Origin of the sequence: Albidovulum sediminis, assembly GCF_025380365.1 — a bacterium.
Classification (GTDB): domain Bacteria; phylum Pseudomonadota; class Alphaproteobacteria; order Rhodobacterales; family Rhodobacteraceae; genus Albidovulum; species Albidovulum sediminis.
Genome location: NZ_JAOCQF010000001.1, coordinates 1,370,339 through 1,386,760, shown reverse-complemented (window position 1 = coordinate 1,386,760; position 16,422 = coordinate 1,370,339). Strand labels below are relative to the sequence as shown.

Here is a 16,422-nt window from a genome sequence, read left to right as displayed (position 1 = left end):
GGCTTATCCTCCGCAGGCGAAGCGAACAGGGGGAACACCATGCCCGGAACCATCAGGACCACGGCCGGACGCGGCCGGCGTTACGACAGCGTGCTTGACACCATCGGCGACACGCCGGTGATCCGCATCAACCGGATCGCGCCGGAACACGTGAGCGTCTACGTGAAGGTCGAGGCCTTCAACCCCGGCGCCTCGGTCAAGGACCGGCTGGCCGTCAACATCATCGAGGCGGCCGAGCGCGAGGGGCGGCTGAAGCCCGGTCAGACGGTGGTCGAGGCCACCTCGGGCAACACCGGCATCGGCCTTGCGGTCGTCTGCGCGGCCAAGGGCTATCCGCTGGTCGTGACGATGGTGGAAACCTTCTCGGTCGAGCGGCGGCGGCTGATGCGGCTACTGGGCGCGAAGGTGGTCCTGACGCCCAAGGCCGAAAAGGCCGTCGGCATGTATCGCAAGGCGGTGGAACTGGCGCAGGAGCACGGCTGGTTCCTGGCCCGCCAGTTCGAGACCAAGGACAACGCCGACATCCACGAGGCCACGACCGCGCGAGAGATCCTGGCGGATTTCGCGGGCGAGCGGCTGGACTACATCGTCACCGGCTATGGCACCGGCGGCACGGTGACCGGCATCGGGCGCGTGATCCGCAAGGCGCGGCCGGAGACCAAGATCATCCTGACCGAGCCCACGAACGCCGCGCTGGTGCAAAGCGGCACGCCCCAGCCGCGGGAGGCGGACGGCGCCCCGGCCCAGGGACATCCCGCCTGGCAACCGCACCCGATCCAGGGCTGGACGCCGGACTTCATCCCGCTGGTGCTGCAGGAGACGCTGGACAAGGGGTTCCACGACGACCTGATCCCGGTCACCGGACCCGAGGGCATCGGTTGGTCGCGGCGGCTGGCGGCGGAAGAGGGGATCTTTGTCGGCATATCGGCAGGGGCCACCTTCGCCGCGGCGATGCGGGTGGCGGAAAGTGCGGCACCGGGGTCGGTGATCCTGGTCATGCTGCCCGACACCGGAGAGCGCTATCTGTCGACGCCGCTGTTCGAGGGCATCGCCGAAGAGATGAGCGAGGAGGAGCGCGCGATCATGCGCTCCACCCCCGGCTGCCAGCTGGGCTGACCTCAGCGCCGGGCGCGGACACCTTCGCGGTAAAGAACGTAGAGGCCCGCGCCCACGATCATGGCGATGCCGAGCCAGCCCTGCGCGTCGGGCAGGTCGCGGAAGAAGAGCCAGCCGAACAGGACGCTCCACACCATCGAGGTGTATTCGAACGGGGCGACGACGTTCGATTCCGCGATCCGGTAGGCCTGCGTCAGAAGCGTGAGACCCGCCGCCGCGATGATGCCGGTCGCCATCATCAGCGCTAGGTCGCGGAGCGTCGGCGTCACCCAGCCGCGAGTGAGGAACCCGAGGCTGGCGTGGGACTGGCTGTCGTGGGCGCCGCCGCCGAAGGCGAGCGCGAGGAGGAGCGCGCAGCAGAGGAACACGAGGTTGCCCCAGAAGGCGAGCGCGGCGGCGCTGTGGCGGGTGCCGAGGTGTCGGGCGTGGACCATCGACATCGCGTATGTCAGGCCGGAGCCGATGGCGAGCACCGCCGCCCAGTCGAAAAGCTCCGACCCCGGCCGCAACATGATCAGCGCGCCGAGAAAGCCGATGGCGACGGCGGCCCAGCGCCGCGGGCCCACGTGTTCGCGCAACAGGAACACCGACATCAGCGTGATGAAGAGCGGCGCGGTGAAGTAGAGCGCCGCAGTCGTCGCCAGCGGAAGTGCCGCGAGCGCGAGGTAATAGCCGAAATAGGCGCAGCACATGACGAACCCGCGCCCGACCATCGCCGTCCAGCCAGGTGCTGCCAGCGTACGCAACCCGCCGTTCAGGGCGACCAGCACGAGGAGGAGCGGCATGGCCGTGATGCTGCGGAGCACCATCACCTCATAAAGCGGGTAGGAGCCGCTGAGGAGCTTCAGGATCAGGTCCTGGACGGAAAAGACGGTGATGCCGGCCACGAGGTAGCCGACGCCCGCGCCTGACGCGTGGCCCGGTTGCAGGGAAGGGGCGGCAAGGGCCATTCGGGTTCCTGTCCTGTTTGGGCAAGGGTGGCGCGGGGCAGGCGCCGCGGTCTTTGCCGCGTGCGACAGGAGATGACGGAAACGGGACGTTGCCGGGAAACGAAGAACCGCGCCGGACGGGCCGGCGCGGTCGGAAATCGGCCTGAAGGCGCGATTATTCTTCGGCGGCCGCGGCGCCGACTTCGTCGAACAGCTCGGCGATCTCGAATTCCGCCGCAGCTTCCGCTTCGGCCGCGAGTTCCTGGATCGACTTGCCGGACGCCTGGAGCGCCGCTTCCTCGGCCGAACGAGCGACGTTCACGGTCACCGAGACGGACACCTCGGGGTGCAGCACGACCGAGACGGTGTGCAGGCCGAGGTCCTTGATCGGCGCCGTGAGCGAGATCTGCCGACGGTCGATGGAGAAGCCGGCCGCGGTGGCGGCATCGGCGATGTCGCGCGGCGTGACCGAGCCGTAGAGCGCGCCCGCGTCCGAGGCGGAGCGAATCACGACATAGGTCTGGCCGTCGAGCTTCTCGGCGAGCGCCGCGGCCTCTTTCCGGGTCTCGAGGTTGCGCGCCTCGAGCTGGGCCTTCTGGGTTTCGAAGTTCTTGATGTTCGCGTCCGAGGCCCGCAGCGCCTTGCCCTGCGGCAGCAGGAAGTTGCGCGCGTAGCCGTCCTTGACCTTGACGACATCGCCCATCTGGCCAAGCTTGGCCACGCGTTCGAGAAGGATCACTTGCATGGTCGTGTCTCCTTACTTCACGGCATAGGGCAGAAGCGCGAGGAAGCGGGCGCGCTTGATCGCCTGCGCCAGTTCACGCTGCTTCTTGGCCGAGACGGCGGTGATGCGGGCCGGCACGATCTTGCCGCGCTCGGAGATGTAGCGCTGAAGCAGACGGACGTCCTTGTAGTCGATCTTCGGCGCGTTCTCACCCGAGAAGGGGCAGACCTTGCGGCGGCGGAAAAACGGTTTGTTCGCCATGGGTTATATTCCTTTCCTCAGGTCCGGATCAACGACGTTCACGGCGTTCGCCGCGATCACCGCGGTCGCCACGATCACCGCGGTCGCCACGGTCGCCGCGATCCCCGCGATCCCCGCGATCATCGCGCTTCTGCATTTGCACCGAGGGGCCATCCTCGTGCGCATCGACGCGGACCGACATGACGCGCATGACGTCGTCGTGCAGGCGGGCGAGACGCTCCATCTCCTGCACGGCGGCCGAGGGCGCGTCGGTACGCAGGAAGGCGTAGTGGCCCTTGCGGTTCTTGTTGATCTTGTAGGCCATCGTCTTGACGCCCCAGTATTCGGACCCGACGACGTTGCCGCCGTTGTCCGCAATGACCGTGGAGAAGTGTTCGATGAGCCCTTCGGCCTGCGCGTTGGAAAGATCCTGGCGCGCGATCAGGACATGCTCGTAAAGCGGCATGTATGCTCCTTTTACGTCTCGGGCGGCTTCATAGGCGGGCGAACCTTCCGCGACCCGCCACGAGAGGCTACGCCGGTTTCGTGAATGCGGAAGGATGCGGCCTTATAGAGGAAAGCGGGCGGGATGCAAGCGCCCGGTCGCGGTGCTGTCGGTGCCCCGGTCAGTCGGCGGGGGGCGGCGGCATGTCGATCGGCTCGGACGGCTCCGCCGCGTCGTCCGGCGCGGGCACGGCGTCGGGGGGAGGGATCGACGCGGCGGGCGGGGCGGTCTCCGGCGCGGGATCGGACAGCGGGGCGAATCCTTCGGGGATCGCCTCGAACGGGTCGGGCTCCGGGGTGGGGGCGGTGCGGAGCGCAACGAGGGCGACGAGCATCCAGAGGCCGAGCGCGGCCAGCGCCGGTATCCAGGCGCCGCCGGCGGGGGGCGCATAGGGGCCGCGCCCGGTGGTCATGCGCGCCATCGTCGTGTCGCGGTCGACGATAAGGTGCTTCAGGGTGCCGAGGAGGTGCAGGGCGAGCGCCGCCGCGAGGACCCAGCCGGCAAGGCGGTGGAACGTCTGCATGAGGCGCGAGAACGATTCGTCGGCGGGAATGCCGGGAAGGTGCTGGCCGAAGGGCCACAGGATCGGCGCGATTCCGGGTGCGGAGGCGTGGCGCAGCCAGCCCGACAGCGGCAGAAGGATCATCGCGCCCCAGAGCGTCAGGTGTGTCAGCCGGGCCAGGAAAAGCTCCACCTTGCGTTCGGGATGCAGGGGGCCGGGGCCTGAGGTCAGGAGCCGGGCTACAAGGCGCAGGAGGATCAGCGCGAGGGCGGCCAGACCCGCGGTCTTGTGAACGGAGTAGGCGGCGAATACGCCCGCGGCCTCGGCTTCGGTCGAGGCCGGCAACCGGACCATGGTCAGCCCGCGCAAGGCCACCGCAACGATCAGCGCGGCCACGAGCCAGTGCAGAAACCGCATCGCGGGGCCGTAACCGTGCTGTCCGTGATGGCGCGCCATGCCGTTCCCCCTGATCCGGGGCATGATGGCGCGAGAGGCGAGGTTTGCCTAGACCCGCACGCATTGCGCGCGGCGCGTGTGCGCGCTATGCCGGAGGAAAGCTTGATCGGGGGGCAAGAGATGGCGCGGGCATTCGTTTTTCCGGGACAGGGGGCGCAGGTCGTCGGCATGGGCAAGGCCCTGGCCGATGCCTATCCGGCGGCGCGGGCGGTTTTCGACGAGGTGGATGCCGCGCTGGGCGAAAAGCTCTCGTCCCTGATCTGGGAGGGGGCGCAGGAGCAACTGACGCTGACCGAAAATGCGCAGCCGGCGCTGATGGCGACCTCGATCGCCGTCATGCGGGCGCTGGAGGCGGAGGGGATCGGCGTGACCTCGGCGGCCTTTGTGGCCGGCCATTCGCTGGGCGAATACTCGGCGCTGTGCGCCGCGGGGGCGCTGAGCCTGGCCGACACCGCGCGGCTTCTGCGCCAGCGCGGCCGGGCGATGCAGGAGGCGGTGCCGGTTGGCGTGGGCGCGATGGCGGCCCTTCTCGGGCTTGATTTCGAGGCGGCCTCGGCGGTGGCGGCGGAGGCCGCGATGGGCGAGGTGTGCCAGGCGGCGAACGACAACGATCCGGCGCAGGTGGTTGTGTCGGGGCACAAGGCGGCAGTCGAACGGGCGGTCGAGATCGCGAAGGCGCGTGGCGCCAAGCGCGCGGTCCTGCTGCCGGTGAGCGCCCCCTTCCACTGCGCGCTGATGGCGCCTGCGGCCCGCGTGATGGCCGAGGCGCTGGACGACGTGGCGATCCGCACGCCGGCGGTCCCGGTGGTCGCTAACGTGCGCGCCCGGGCGGTGAGCGAGCCGGAGGTGATCCGCAGCCTGCTGGTCGAACAGGTCACGGGCGCGGTGCGCTGGCGGGAATCGGTCGAATGGATGGCGGGCCAGGGCGTGGCCGCGTTCTGGGAGATCGGCGCGGGCAAGGCGCTGTCGGGCATGATCCGCCGCATCGCGAAGGAGGCGGAGACCCGCGCCATCGCGGCGCCCGAGGACATCGCCGCGGCGAAGGGATAGCGCCTAGGGTTCGACCAGTTCGACGCCTTCCTTCTCGCCGTGCTTGGTTCGGGTGTCGTACTTGTCCTGGGCGTCCTGGGTGTCCTTCAGGAAATCCTTCCAGAGCGATTTCGCGTCCTTGGCAGAGAGGTCGTCGCGCTTCTCGATCGACTTCTTGAACTCCTCGACCGCGTCCTCGAAGATCTTGTGGTGGTTGTTCTCGTGCTTTTCGAGCGCCTTCATCATGTCGTCCCAGGATTTCTTTTCGTCCTTGGTCGCCTTGCTGTAGTCGGTCCAGGTCGGAAGGATGATGTAGGGCGCGGCGGTGATGTCTGCCTTCTTGACCGGGTCGTCCTTGCCCCAGTCGATGTCCGCGTCCGACCTGTAGCGACCCCAGTAGCCGTTCTTGTTCAGCGACTTGAAGACTTCGGGAATGGATTTGCCCTTGACGTTGAAGGACTTCGCCTTGGGCTTGGGATAGGTGACAGTGACCTTCATCGGCGCCTCCCTGCGATATGGGGCAGGGTAGCGCAAAAGCGGCGCCCTGTCCGCGATTCCCGCAAGCCGGGTGGCGCGGCGGGCGGCGGGCTGCTATGGGGGCGACAGGCAGTCTGACGCGGGGATGGCGATGTTCGATCTGACGGGGAAATCTGCGCTGGTCACCGGCGCATCGGGGGGGATCGGCGGGGCGATCGCGCGGGCGCTTCATGGCGCGGGGGCGACGGTGGCGCTGTCGGGCACGCGGATGGAGCCGCTCGAGGCGCTGGCCGGGGAACTGGGCGCGCGGGCGCATGTGCTGCAGTGCAACCTTTCCGATGCCGCCGCGGTCGAGGCGCTGCCGAAGCAGGCGGTCGAGGCGATGGGCGCGGTGGATGTCCTTGTGAACAACGCCGGTATCACCCGCGACAACCTGTTCATGCGCATGTCGGACGAGGAATGGCGCGAGGTGATCGAGGTCAACCTGACCTCCACCTTCCGGCTGTGCCGGGGTGTCCTGCGGGGCATGATGAAGGCGCGCTGGGGGCGGATCGTCAACATTTCCTCGATCGTGGGGGCGACGGGCAATCCGGGGCAGGGCAACTATGCCGCCGCCAAGGCGGGGATGGTCGGCATGTCGAAGAGCCTGGCCTATGAGGTGGCGAGCCGCGGCATCACGGTGAACTGCGTGGCGCCGGGCTTCATCACCACGGCGATGACCGACAAGCTGAACGACGAGCAGAAGGCGCGCATCCTGACGCAGGTGCCGGCGGGACGGATGGGCGAGGCCGACGAGATCGGCGCGGCGGTCCTCTATCTCGCCAGCCCCGAGGCAGGCTATGTCACCGGCACGACGCTGCACGTCAACGGCGGCATGGCGATGATCTGAGCGGTCGGCCCGCTGCCGGTTGCGAAAGCGTTTGCCTCATGCCAAGACTGTGCTATAGGCGGCGCTGATTTGCCGGGGGGGACTGAGCTTCAGCCGGCGGTCTTGCCTTACGCAGGGCCAGAACCGCTCTGAAAACGAGCAAAGAACCAAAGGCGGGGCGGTCCCGCGAATATGAGGATTGGACATGAGCGACATTGCTGATCGCGTGAAGAAGATCGTCGTCGAGCACCTGGGTGTGGACGAGGACAAGGTGACCGAAAATGCGTCGTTCATCGACGATCTGGGCGCCGACAGCCTTGACACCGTGGAGCTGGTGATGGCGTTCGAGGAAGAGTTCGGCATCGAGATCCCCGATGATGCGGCCGAAACCATCCAGACCTTCGGCGATGCGGTGAAGTTCATCTCCGAAGCGGCCTGAGATCTTTCTCAGCGACCGAATTGGCGGCGCCCCGGTGGGGCGCCGTCTTGCGTTTCGGGGACCGCTTTCCGCTCGCGGGGGTGTGACTTGGTGGTGACCGCGTCCGCGCATAGTGTGCGCCCGCAACGCCAGCCCGCGCGCCTTTGCCGAGGAGACCCCGCGCCGATGCGAAACCTGATCCTGAGTCTTGCCGTTGCGGTTGCCGCCGTGCTGGTCGCCGCGCATCTGGGTCTGACCGAGTGGCTGGGTGCCCATCCCTGGTGGGCGGAGCGGGTGGCCTATTACGCCATCGCGCCTGGCGTGGTCGCTGTCTCCGCCCTTGCGGCGCTGCGCCTGACGACGGCCCCGCGCGTTGCGGTGGCCTGCGGCCTTTTGGCGGTGGCCTACGGAGTGGCGCGTGTGGGCGGCGCGCGCTTTGCCGCCTCCTATGCCGAGGACGCGGCGGCGGGGCGGATGTGGTTCTTCGGCTGGATCGGCACGGCGGCGATGGCGATTCTCGCTGTGCAGGTGCTGGTGGCGGTGGCCACCTCGCGCAGGGCCTGACGGTCCGGTGCCGGGAATGGCATTGGGAAACGGGCGAAATTCCTGCTAGGGTAGGCATGCGGGGTGCCCCTTGGCCGCGCGCGGGGCCGGGCGTCCGGCACTATGCGCAGGGAGGACCGCATGATCATCTACCCGACGATCGAGATTCAGAACGGACGATGCGTGAGCTTGCCGCGGGGCAACATGTCCGAGGCGGCGATCTGGCATGTCGATCCGGTCGAGAAGGCGAAGGAATTCGCCCATGCCGGGGCGGAATGGATGCATGTCACCGATTTCGACGCGGTCACGGGCAAGTTCGACAACCGAGACCTGGTGGTGCGGATCATCCGCGAGGCGGGGATTCCGGTGCAACTGGGCGGCGGCTTCCGCTCTCGCGACAGGATCGAGGAATGGATCGACCTCGGGGCGGGGCGCATCGTGGTGGGCACGCTGGCGGCGCAGAACCCGCATCTGGTGAAGGAACTTGCGGAACGGCATGTCGACCAGATCGTGCTGGCGGTCGATGTGTGGCAGGGCCATGTGATGATCGAGGGCTGGAAGGCGCAAAGCGCCTATACCGCCGAGGGGTTCATCAACGCCTTCAAGGGCACGCCCTTTGCCGCCATCATCGTCACCGACATCGCCGCCGACATCGAGGGGGCGGACGCGTCGCTGGGGATGGTCGAGGCGATAGCGAGGTCGACCAAGGTGCCGGTCATCGCGAGCGGCATCGTCCGGACGATCGACGACATATCGCGCCTGAGGCTGCTGGGGGACGTGTCGGGCGCGATCGTCGGACGGGCCTTGTTCAACCGCACGATCGACCTGGCAGAGGCGTTGCGCGAGGCGCGGCCGGCGCGGCAGAAGGTCGCCGACTTCCTGTGACCTCCGGCGCCGGATCGCCCGCCGGGATCGCTTGCGGAGGCGACGGGCCTTGCCCGTGGCTTCCATTGCCGTGTATCTAACCGCTGAAGCAAGGCAGGAACGAGGACAGGCGATGCGGCGGGTAGTTGTCACGGGTCTGGGGATGGTCACGCCGCTGGCGTGCGGGGTCGAGGAGACCTGGAAGCGGCTTCTGGCCGGGCAGTCGGGGGCAGGCCCCATCACGCGGTTCGACACGTCGAACGTGGTGACGACCTACGCCTGCGAGGTCCCCTTTGGCGATGGCGGTGACGGCACCTTCAACCCGGATCAGTGGATGGAGCCGAAGGACCGGCGCAAGGTCGACGACTTCATCCTTTACGGGATGGCCGCGGCGCAGATGGCGGTCGAGGATTCGGGCTGGAAGCCCGAGGACGAGGAAAGCCGGCTGCGCACCGGCGTGATGATCGGGTCGGGGATCGGCGGGCTGACCTCGATCGCGGAAACGGCGGTGCTGATCAAGGAGAAGGGGCCGAAGCGGGTCTCGCCGTTCTTCATCCCCGGCGCGCTGATCAACCTTGTCTCGGGGCAGGTGTCGATCCGGTTCGGCTTCAAGGGGCCGAACCATGCGGTGGTGACGGCCTGTTCCACCGGCGCACACGCCATCGGCGACGCGGCGCGGCTTATCCAGTGGGGTGATGCCGACGTGATGATCGCGGGCGGCACCGAAAGCCCGATCAGCGAGATCGGGATTGCCGGGTTCAATGCCTGCAAGGCGCTGTCGACCAAGCGGGCAGACGATCCGACGAAGGCGAGCCGGCCCTATGACGCGGACCGCGACGGCTTTGTCATGGGCGAGGGGGCGGGCGTCCTGGTGCTGGAGGAATACGAGCACGCGAAGGCGCGCGGCGCGAAGATCTACTGCGAGGTGCTGGGCTACGGCATGTCGGGCGACGCCTATCACATCACCGCGCCCTCCGAGGACGGGGACGGCGCGTTCCGCTGCATGCAGGCGGCGCTGAAGCGGGCGGGGCTGCAGCCCTCGGACATCGACTACATCAACGCGCATGGCACCTCGACCATGGCGGACACGATCGAACTGGGCGCGGTGGAGCGGCTTCTGGGCAACCATGCGGCCAATGCCACGATGTCGTCCACCAAGTCGGCGACCGGGCATCTTCTGGGCGCGGCAGGCGCGGTCGAGGCAATCTTCTGCGTGCTCGCGCTGCGCGATCAGGTGGCGCCGCCGACGATCAACCTCGACAATCCGGCGGTCGAGCCGAAGCTGGACCTTGCCGCCAACAAGGCGGTCAGCCGCAGGATCGACGTGGCGCTGTCCAACAGCTTCGGTTTCGGCGGCACCAATGCCTCGCTTGTCCTCGGGCGGGTCAAGGACTGATGTGGCGTCACGTCGCCTCCAACTTCCTGTCGATCGCGGTCGTCGTGCTGGTGGTCGTCGCAGGGGTCGTGGCCTGGGCGCAGCGGCAATATGTCGGGCCGGGGCCGCTGGCCGATGCGATCTGCTACAAGGTGCCTTCGGGCGCGAAGCTGTGGCAGGTGGCGGAGGGGCTGGAGGAGAAGGGCGCCGTCGCCTCGGCCTACATCTTCAAGGTCGGCGCGGATTACGAGGGCAAGGCAGGCGGGCTGAAGGCCGGGTCCTACCTGATCGGGCCCGGCGCCTCGATGCAGGAGATCGTGGGCATCGTCGCGGGCAGCGGGCGGTCGACCTGCGGGACCGAGATCAACTACCGGATCGGGGTTGCGGCGGTCGACATCATCGTGCGCGAGCTGGACGCGGCCACCAACCGCTATGTCGAGCGGGTGAAATTCGATCCCGCCGTGGATGCAGTGCCGCAGGATTATGTCGACCTGGCCGAGGATTCCGATGCGCGCATCCGCATCACGCTGGCCGAGGGGGTGACGAGCTGGCAGGTGGTCGAGGCGCTGAAGCGGGCAGATTTCCTGACCGGCGAGGCGGGCGACGTGCCGGCGGAGGGATACCTGAAGCCCGACAGCTACGAGGTCCGGCGCGGGTCGGAGCGCGGCGCGCTTCTGGCCGAGATGGGGCAGCGGCAGCGGGCGGCGATCGACGCGCTTTGGGCCGAGCGGTCGCCCGACCTGCCCTATGACACGCCGGAGGAGGCGCTGGTCATGGCCTCCATCGTCGAGAAGGAGACCGGCGTACCCGAGGAGCGGCCGGTGGTGGCGAGCGTCTTCGTCAACCGGCTGCGGCAGGGGATGCGGCTTCAGACCGACCCGACGGTGATCTACGGGCTGACCGAGGGCAGGGGCGTGCTGGGGCGCGGCATCCGGCAGAGCGAGCTGAAGAAGGAAACGCCCTACAACACCTATGTGATCGACGGGTTGCCGCCGACGCCCATCGCCAACCCCGGCGAGGAGAGCATCCGCGCGGCGCTGAACCCGGCTGAGACGAAGTATCTGTTCTTCGTCGCCGACGGGACCGGGGGCCATGTCTTTGCCGAGACGCTGGAGGAACACAACGCCAATGTCGCCAAGTGGCGCGAGATCGAGGCGCAGCAGAAGGCGACGGACGGCAACTGAGGGTCGGTGGCGGCTGCGGCCGGGTTAACAGACGGTAAACGGAAAGTCCGGTAACCGTCTGGTTCAAAACGGTTTTTCCTTGACTTCGCGAACGGTCGAGGGTATACGTTCTGACATGCTAGAAGAAGTGGGCGAGCGGCTGAGGGGCACCCCCCCGAGGGCCGCTTTTTCATTTCGCTCGTGCGGACCGGCATGAGAGGCGGACCAAGACCTGATGACATTGAGGTTCACGGCGGAAGAACCGGCTGCGCAGTCGATGATCGCGCAGACGCAAACGCTGCTTGCGGCGACGGCTTCGGAGATCGAGGCGCTGATCCAGCGGATTCAAGGCGGCGAGTGGGACGGCAAGGGGGCAAGCGTGGCGTCGGAGCTGCGCAAGGCGCTTGCGCTGTTTCTGGAGGAGAGGAACCGGATTGCAAAACTCAGCAAGGAGCAGGCGGGCGTCGTTCACGACTACGCGCTCGACTTCGACGCCGCACGCATTGAGATCGGCCGCCGCCTGGCTCGCCTGCGCGACGCCGGAGACGGTTGAGGATTTCCTGGGCGGATTGAGCGAGGGCGCGCTGATGTCGCTGCCCTGGCTGTTCGAGTTCTGGGCGCTGCCGCATCAGTTGCCGCCCGAGGGCGCCTGGAAGACCTGGGTGATCATGGGCGGGCGCGGCGCGGGCAAGACCCGCGCGGGGGCGGAATGGGTCCGCGCCGAGGTCGAGGGGGCGCGACCGCTCGACCCCGGCCGGGCAAGGCGCGTGGCGCTGGTCGGCGAGACGGTCGAGCAGGCGCGGGAGGTGATGGTCTTTGGCGAGAGTGGCATCCTGGCGTGCTCGCCCCCAGACCGGAAGCCCGAGTGGGAGGCAACGCGCAAGCGGCTGGTCTGGCCGAACGGGGCGGTCGCGCAGGTCTTTTCGGCGCATGAGCCGGAGGCGCTGCGGGGGCCGCAGTTCGATGCCGCCTGGGTGGACGAACTGGCCAAGTGGAAGCGGGCGGAGGACGCCTGGGACATGCTTCAGTTCGCGCTGCGGCTGGGCGAGCATCCGCGGCAGGTGGTGACGACGACGCCGAAGAACGTGGGCGTGCTGAAGGCGATCCTGAAGAACCCCTCGACGGTGATCACGCACGCGCCGACCGGGGCGAACAAGGCGCATCTGGCGGCCTCGTTCCTGGCCGAGGTGCAAGCCCGCTATGCCGGGACACGGCTGGGCCGGCAGGAACTGGACGGCGAGCTTCTCGAGGATGTCGAAGGCGCGCTCTGGACCACGGCGACGATCGAGGTGGGGCGCGCGGAGCGGCCCGAGCGGCTGTCGCGCATCGTCGTGGCGGTCGATCCGGCGGTGTCGGGCAGGACCGGGGCGGACGAATGCGGGATCGTGGTCGCGGGGGCGCTGACGGAGGGGCCGCCGGAAACCTGGCGGGCCTGGGTGCTGGAGGATGCGAGCCTGTCGGGATCGCCGCTGCAGTGGGCGGAGGCCGCGGTGGCGGCGTTCCGCCGGCATGGCGCCGACCGGCTGGTGGCGGAAGTGAACCAGGGCGGAAAGCTGGTCGAGAGCCTGGTGCGCCAGGTCGATCCGCTGATCCCCTACCGCGGCGTCTCGGCGCAGGCCGGCAAGGCGGCACGGGCGGAACCGGTGGCGGCGCTTTACGAGCAGGGGCGGGTGCATCACCTGCGCGGGCTGGAACGACTTGAGGACCAGATGTGCCGGATGACGGTCGCGGGATACCAGGGACGGGGCAGCCCGGACCGGGTCGATGCGCTGGTTTGGGCGCTGAGCGAGTTGATCCTGGAGCCGGCGCGGCACTGGCGGCGACCGCAGGTGCGCGGCTTGTGAACGGCGGGGAAGCCGGGGGTTTCACACCCCCGGACCCCCGTGGAGTATTTGGGCCAGAATGAAGGGGGGCCGATCGGGCCGGGACCCTTGGCCGTTTCATCAGACGGGAGATGCGGATGGCGTGGAATTTCTTCCGGCGCGCGGCCGAGGCTGTGCCGGAGCGCAAGGCCTCGGCGACGGGGCGTGTCGTTGCCTGGGGCACGGCGGGGCGCGTGGCCTGGAGCCCGCGCGACACGGTGAGCCTGACGAAGACGGGGTTTGCCGGGAATCCGGTGGGTTTCCGGGCGGTGAAGCTGATCGCCGAGGCGGCGGCGGCGTTGCCGATCGTCTGCCAGGACCGCGAACGCCGGTACGAGGTGCATCCGGTCGTCGACCTGATGCGGCGCCCGAACCCGGGGCAGGGGCGGGCGGAACTGTTCGAGGCGCTGTACGGCCAGCTGCTTTTGAGCGGGAACGGCTATGTCGAGGCGGTGGGGCCGGGCGGGTTGCCGCAGGAGCTGCATGTGCTCCGCTCCGACCGGATGGCGGTGGTGCCGGGGGCGGACGGCTGGCCGGTGGCCTATGATTATGCGGTGGGCGGGCGCCGGCACCGGTTCGACATGACCGGGCCGATGGACCCGATCTGCCACATCCGCAGCTTCCATCCGCAGGACGATCATTACGGCTTGTCGCCGCTGCAGGCGGCGGCGGTGGCGATCGATGTGCACAACTCTGCCTCGGCCTGGTCGAAGGCGCTTCTGGACAATGCCGCGCGGCCTTCGGGGGCGATCGTCTACAAGGGCACCGACGGGCAGGGGAGCCTGACGGCCGACCAGTACGACCGGCTGGTGAGCGAGATGGAGGCGCATCATCAGGGCGCGCGCAATGCCGGGCGGCCGATGCTGCTGGAGGGCGGGCTTGACTGGAAGCCGATGGGGTTCAGCCCCTCGGACATGGAGTTCCAGAAGACGAAGGAGGCCGCGGCGCGGGAGATCGCCGTCGCATTCGGAGTGCCGCCGATGCTGCTGGGGATTCCGGGGGACGCGACCTATGCGAACTACCAGGAGGCGAACCGGGCCTTCTACCGGCTGACGGTGCTGCCGCTGGCGACGCGGGTGGCGGCGGCGGTCGGCCACTGGCTGTCGACGCATCTGGGCGAGCAGGTGGAGTTGCGGCCCGATCTGGACCAGGTGCCCGCGCTTGCGGCCGAGCGCGACCAGCAGTGGAAGCGCGTGGGCGAGGCGGAGTTCCTGTCGCAGGCCGAAAAGCGCGCGATCCTGGGGCTGCCGCCGCTTGTCGAGGGGGCCTGAGGTGGCGGCAGGGTCGCGCTATCTGAAGGAGCCGTTCGAATGCGCCCATGAGCACCGCTTCGAGGCGACCGAGAAAATCATGGCCTTGCAGTTCGAGACCGTCGACCGGCGGCTGGAGCGGATCGAGGCGATGATCCTTGGTGTCGAGAAGCGGCTGTGGATGACCGTCTTCGGGGTCGTGGGCGTCATCCTGAGCCAGGCGGCGCAGTCGGTCCTGGAGTTCGGGGCGAGATAGGAGAGCCAGATGGAAGTGAAGGAGTGCGGGCTGGAGACCAAGTTCTGCCGGCTGGGCGAGGATATCGTGCTGACCGACGGGTGCCGGATCGAGGGCTATGCCTCGGTCTTTGGGGTGGCCGATCAGGGCGGCGATGTCGTTCTGGCGGGCGCCTACCGGCGGTCGCTCTCGGGGCTGAGGGAGGCGGGGCGCGCGGTCAGGATGCTGTGGCAGCACGACCCGGCCCAGCCGATCGGGGTCTGGGAGGAGATCGCCGAGGATGCGCGCGGCCTGCGGGTCAGGGGGCGCATCCTGACCGAGGTCGAGAAGGGGCGCGAGGCGGCGGCGCTGCTGGCGGCGGGGGCGATCGACGGGTTGTCGATCGGCTACCGCACGGTCACGGCGGAGCGAGATTCGAAGGGGCAGAGGCTGCTTCGCGAGGTGGAGCTTTGGGAGGTGTCGCTTGTCACCTTCCCGATGCTTCCCGAGGCGCGGGTGGCGGCGAAGGGCGGGGACCCAGCCGAGGCTGCCTTGCGTGAACTGGCGGCGGCGTTTCGGGACGCGCGCCGGATGCTGGCGGGCGGCTGACCCGCGAAACCAACCCTGACTTGAGGTGATGGGATGAGAAAGACCGAGACGAAGGCTCGGGCCGGGGAAGGCTTGACCGCCGCGCCGGCCGAGGAGGTGAAGGCCGCGCTGCAGGGATTCCTCGGCGAATTCAAGGGCTTTCAGGACGAGATGACATCGAAGCTGCAACAACAGGAAGAGCGACTGACCATGCTGGATCGCAAATCTCACGCCGCCGGATACCCCATTGCGCGCCCGGCGCTTTCGACCGCCGTCGATCACGAGGCGCCGCACAAGAAGGCCTTTGCGGCCTATCTGCGGTCGGGCGATGACGACGCGCTGCGCGGCCTTGCGCTGGAGGGCAAGGCGCTGAACACGCAGGTGAACGCCGAGGGCGGGTTCCTGATCGACCCCGAGACCTCGGACCGGATCAGGGGCGTGCTGAAGTCGATGGCCTCGATCCGATCGATCGCGAACGTGGTCAACGTGGAGGCGTCGAGCTTTGACGTGCTTGTCGATCACACCGACCTTGGGTCGGGCTGGGCGACGGAAACCGGAACGCTGTCGGAAACCGGCACGCCGCAGATCGACCGCATCTCGATCCCGCTGCACGAGCTGTCGGCGATGCCGAAGGCGAGCCAGCGGCTTCTGGACGACGGCGCCTTCGACATCGAGGGCTGGCTGGCGGGCCGGATCGCCGACAGGTTCGCCCGGGCCGAGGCGCAGGCCTTTGTCGCCGGCGACGGCATCGACAAGCCGAAGGGGTTCCTGAGCCATTCGGCGGTGGATGACGGGGTCTGGGCCTGGGGGTCGCTTGGCTATGTGCCGACCGGCGCGGCGGGCGACTTTTCGGCCACCAACGCCTCGGATGCGATCGTCGACCTGGTCTATGCGCTGAACGCCGAGTACCGGGCGAACGCGACCTTCGTGATGAATTCGAAGACCGCGGGGGCCGTGCGCAAGATGAAGGATGCGGACGGCCGCTTCCTGTGGTCGGACGGGCTGCAGTCGGGCGAGCCGGCGCGGCTGATGGGCTATCCGGTCTTGATCGCGGAGGACATGCCCGACATCGCGCCGGACGCCTATGCGATGGCCTTCGGCGACTTCCACATCGGCTATACCATCGCCGAGCGCCCTGATCTGCGGGTGCTGCGCGATCCCTTCTCGGCCAAGCCGCACGTCCTCTTCTACGCCTCCAAGCGTGTCGGCGGCGACGTGAGCGACTTTGCCGCGATCAAGCTGATGAAATTCGCGGTCGCCTAAGGCGGCGGCGGATGGGTCGGGGCGGCATGCCCCGGC

At 68.4% G+C, this 16,422-nt stretch carries 20 protein-coding genes; 14 read left to right on the top strand and 6 right to left on the bottom strand.

What is annotated here, in order from left to right; translation table 11 throughout:
* Window positions 1-39: 39 nt before the first annotated feature.
* Window positions 40-1,116 (top strand): cysteine synthase A, encoded by a 1,077-nt coding sequence (cysK, locus tag N5I32_RS06955; RefSeq protein WP_261494665.1) that lies wholly within the window; start codon window positions 40-42, stop codon window positions 1,114-1,116.
* A gap of 2 nt (window positions 1,117-1,118) precedes the next feature.
* Here cysK and N5I32_RS06950 read toward each other — a convergent pair whose 3' ends face one another.
* The 5 genes from N5I32_RS06950 to N5I32_RS06930 all read right to left on the bottom strand — a co-directional run bounded on the left by N5I32_RS06950 (window position 1,119) and on the right by N5I32_RS06930 (window position 4,472).
* Window positions 1,119-2,066 (bottom strand): DMT family transporter, encoded by a 948-nt coding sequence (locus N5I32_RS06950; RefSeq protein WP_261494664.1) that lies wholly within the window; start codon window positions 2,064-2,066, stop codon window positions 1,119-1,121.
* Window positions 2,067-2,220: 154 nt separating this feature from the next.
* Complete coding sequence (rplI, locus tag N5I32_RS06945) at window positions 2,221-2,790, bottom strand: 50S ribosomal protein L9 (protein WP_261494663.1); 570 nt, start codon at window positions 2,788-2,790, stop codon at window positions 2,221-2,223.
* A gap of 12 nt (window positions 2,791-2,802) precedes the next feature.
* Window positions 2,803-3,030, bottom strand: a complete 228-nt coding sequence (rpsR, locus tag N5I32_RS06940) for a 30S ribosomal protein S18 (protein WP_261494662.1) — start codon at window positions 3,028-3,030, stop codon at window positions 2,803-2,805.
* A 28-nt stretch (window positions 3,031-3,058) separates the two neighbouring features.
* Window positions 3,059-3,475 (bottom strand): 30S ribosomal protein S6, encoded by a 417-nt coding sequence (rpsF, locus tag N5I32_RS06935; RefSeq protein WP_261494661.1) that lies wholly within the window; start codon window positions 3,473-3,475, stop codon window positions 3,059-3,061.
* Between the two features lie 160 nt (window positions 3,476-3,635).
* Window positions 3,636-4,472 carry a cytochrome b gene (locus tag N5I32_RS06930; RefSeq protein WP_261494660.1) on the bottom strand — a complete coding sequence of 279 codons (837 nt, stop codon included), beginning with the start codon at window positions 4,470-4,472 and terminating at the stop codon, window positions 3,636-3,638.
* A gap of 120 nt (window positions 4,473-4,592) precedes the next feature.
* Here N5I32_RS06930 and fabD point away from each other — a divergent pair, with 120 nt between their 5' ends.
* Complete coding sequence (fabD, locus tag N5I32_RS06925) at window positions 4,593-5,522, top strand: ACP S-malonyltransferase (protein ID WP_261494659.1); 930 nt, start codon at window positions 4,593-4,595, stop codon at window positions 5,520-5,522.
* Between the two features lie 3 nt (window positions 5,523-5,525).
* Here fabD and N5I32_RS06920 read toward each other — a convergent pair whose 3' ends face one another.
* Entirely contained in the window at window positions 5,526-5,999 is a 474-nt protein-coding gene (locus tag N5I32_RS06920) for a DUF922 domain-containing protein (RefSeq protein WP_261494658.1), read from the bottom strand.
* Between the two features lie 130 nt (window positions 6,000-6,129).
* Between N5I32_RS06920 and fabG the strand changes: the two genes are divergently transcribed.
* From fabG to N5I32_RS06860, 12 genes are all read left to right on the top strand, one after another.
* Window positions 6,130-6,867, top strand: coding sequence for a 3-oxoacyl-ACP reductase FabG (gene fabG / locus N5I32_RS06915; RefSeq protein WP_261494657.1), 738 nt, complete (start codon window positions 6,130-6,132; stop codon window positions 6,865-6,867).
* Between the two features lie 184 nt (window positions 6,868-7,051).
* Window positions 7,052-7,285 carry an acyl carrier protein gene (locus N5I32_RS06910; RefSeq protein ID WP_261494656.1) on the top strand — a complete coding sequence of 78 codons (234 nt, stop codon included), beginning with the start codon at window positions 7,052-7,054 and terminating at the stop codon, window positions 7,283-7,285.
* A 165-nt stretch (window positions 7,286-7,450) separates the two neighbouring features.
* Window positions 7,451-7,828 (top strand): hypothetical protein, encoded by a 378-nt coding sequence (locus N5I32_RS06905; protein WP_261494655.1) that lies wholly within the window; start codon window positions 7,451-7,453, stop codon window positions 7,826-7,828.
* Window positions 7,829-7,948: 120 nt separating this feature from the next.
* Window positions 7,949-8,692, top strand: coding sequence for a 1-(5-phosphoribosyl)-5-[(5-phosphoribosylamino)methylideneamino]imidazole-4-carboxamide isomerase (locus N5I32_RS06900; protein WP_261494654.1), 744 nt, complete (start codon window positions 7,949-7,951; stop codon window positions 8,690-8,692).
* A gap of 112 nt (window positions 8,693-8,804) precedes the next feature.
* Window positions 8,805-10,067, top strand: coding sequence for a beta-ketoacyl-ACP synthase II (gene fabF, locus N5I32_RS06895; protein WP_261494653.1), 1,263 nt, complete (start codon window positions 8,805-8,807; stop codon window positions 10,065-10,067).
* Window positions 10,067-11,230: an endolytic transglycosylase MltG gene (mltG, locus tag N5I32_RS06890; RefSeq protein WP_261494652.1), complete on the top strand. Its 1,164-nt coding sequence runs from the start codon at window positions 10,067-10,069 to the stop codon at window positions 11,228-11,230. The genes fabF and mltG overlap by 1 nt, the downstream gene beginning before the upstream one ends.
* A 256-nt stretch (window positions 11,231-11,486) precedes the next feature.
* A complete protein-coding gene (locus N5I32_RS06885) occupies window positions 11,487-11,762 on the top strand; it encodes a hypothetical protein (protein ID WP_261494651.1) in 276 nt (91 codons plus the stop codon).
* Window positions 11,713-13,053 carry a DNA-packaging protein gene (locus N5I32_RS06880; RefSeq protein ID WP_261494650.1) on the top strand — a complete coding sequence of 447 codons (1,341 nt, stop codon included), beginning with the start codon at window positions 11,713-11,715 and terminating at the stop codon, window positions 13,051-13,053. The genes N5I32_RS06885 and N5I32_RS06880 overlap by 50 nt, the downstream gene beginning before the upstream one ends.
* A 116-nt stretch (window positions 13,054-13,169) precedes the next feature.
* Complete coding sequence (locus N5I32_RS06875; protein WP_261494649.1) at window positions 13,170-14,342, top strand: phage portal protein; 1,173 nt, start codon at window positions 13,170-13,172, stop codon at window positions 14,340-14,342.
* 1 nt (window position 14,343) lies between these two features.
* Complete coding sequence (locus N5I32_RS06870; RefSeq protein WP_261494648.1) at window positions 14,344-14,577, top strand: GTA head formation protein, RCAP_rcc01685 family; 234 nt, start codon at window positions 14,344-14,346, stop codon at window positions 14,575-14,577.
* A 9-nt stretch (window positions 14,578-14,586) separates the two neighbouring features.
* Window positions 14,587-15,144 (top strand): HK97 family phage prohead protease, encoded by a 558-nt coding sequence (locus tag N5I32_RS06865; protein WP_261494647.1) that lies wholly within the window; start codon window positions 14,587-14,589, stop codon window positions 15,142-15,144.
* Between the two features lie 33 nt (window positions 15,145-15,177).
* Window positions 15,178-16,386: a phage major capsid protein gene (locus N5I32_RS06860; protein ID WP_261494646.1), complete on the top strand. Its 1,209-nt coding sequence runs from the start codon at window positions 15,178-15,180 to the stop codon at window positions 16,384-16,386.
* Window positions 16,387-16,422 lie beyond the last annotated feature (36 nt).

Bases quoted from the DNA above. Each gene is read 5' to 3' on its own strand.
- cysK (WP_261494665.1), top strand. From the start codon at position 40: ATGCCCGGAACCATCAGGACCACGGCCGGACGCGGCCGGCGTTACGAC.
- N5I32_RS06950 (WP_261494664.1), bottom strand. From the start codon at position 2,066: ATGGCCCTTGCCGCCCCTTCCCTGCAACCGGGCCACGCGTCAGGCGCG.
- rplI (WP_261494663.1), bottom strand. From the start codon at position 2,790: ATGCAAGTGATCCTTCTCGAACGCGTGGCCAAGCTTGGCCAGATGGGC.
- rpsR (WP_261494662.1), bottom strand. From the start codon at position 3,030: ATGGCGAACAAACCGTTTTTCCGCCGCCGCAAGGTCTGCCCCTTCTCG.
- rpsF (WP_261494661.1), bottom strand. From the start codon at position 3,475: ATGCCGCTTTACGAGCATGTCCTGATCGCGCGCCAGGATCTTTCCAAC.
- N5I32_RS06930 (WP_261494660.1), bottom strand. From the start codon at position 4,472: ATGGCGCGCCATCACGGACAGCACGGTTACGGCCCCGCGATGCGGTTT.
- fabD (WP_261494659.1), top strand. From the start codon at position 4,593: ATGGCGCGGGCATTCGTTTTTCCGGGACAGGGGGCGCAGGTCGTCGGC.
- N5I32_RS06920 (WP_261494658.1), bottom strand. From the start codon at position 5,999: ATGAAGGTCACTGTCACCTATCCCAAGCCCAAGGCGAAGTCCTTCAAC.
- fabG (WP_261494657.1), top strand. From the start codon at position 6,130: ATGTTCGATCTGACGGGGAAATCTGCGCTGGTCACCGGCGCATCGGGG.
- N5I32_RS06910 (WP_261494656.1), top strand. From the start codon at position 7,052: ATGAGCGACATTGCTGATCGCGTGAAGAAGATCGTCGTCGAGCACCTG.
- N5I32_RS06905 (WP_261494655.1), top strand. From the start codon at position 7,451: ATGCGAAACCTGATCCTGAGTCTTGCCGTTGCGGTTGCCGCCGTGCTG.
- N5I32_RS06900 (WP_261494654.1), top strand. From the start codon at position 7,949: ATGATCATCTACCCGACGATCGAGATTCAGAACGGACGATGCGTGAGC.
- fabF (WP_261494653.1), top strand. From the start codon at position 8,805: ATGCGGCGGGTAGTTGTCACGGGTCTGGGGATGGTCACGCCGCTGGCG.
- mltG (WP_261494652.1), top strand. From the start codon at position 10,067: ATGTGGCGTCACGTCGCCTCCAACTTCCTGTCGATCGCGGTCGTCGTG.
- N5I32_RS06885 (WP_261494651.1), top strand. From the start codon at position 11,487: ATGATCGCGCAGACGCAAACGCTGCTTGCGGCGACGGCTTCGGAGATC.
- N5I32_RS06875 (WP_261494649.1), top strand. From the start codon at position 13,170: ATGGCGTGGAATTTCTTCCGGCGCGCGGCCGAGGCTGTGCCGGAGCGC.
- N5I32_RS06865 (WP_261494647.1), top strand. From the start codon at position 14,587: ATGGAAGTGAAGGAGTGCGGGCTGGAGACCAAGTTCTGCCGGCTGGGC.
- N5I32_RS06860 (WP_261494646.1), top strand. From the start codon at position 15,178: ATGAGAAAGACCGAGACGAAGGCTCGGGCCGGGGAAGGCTTGACCGCC.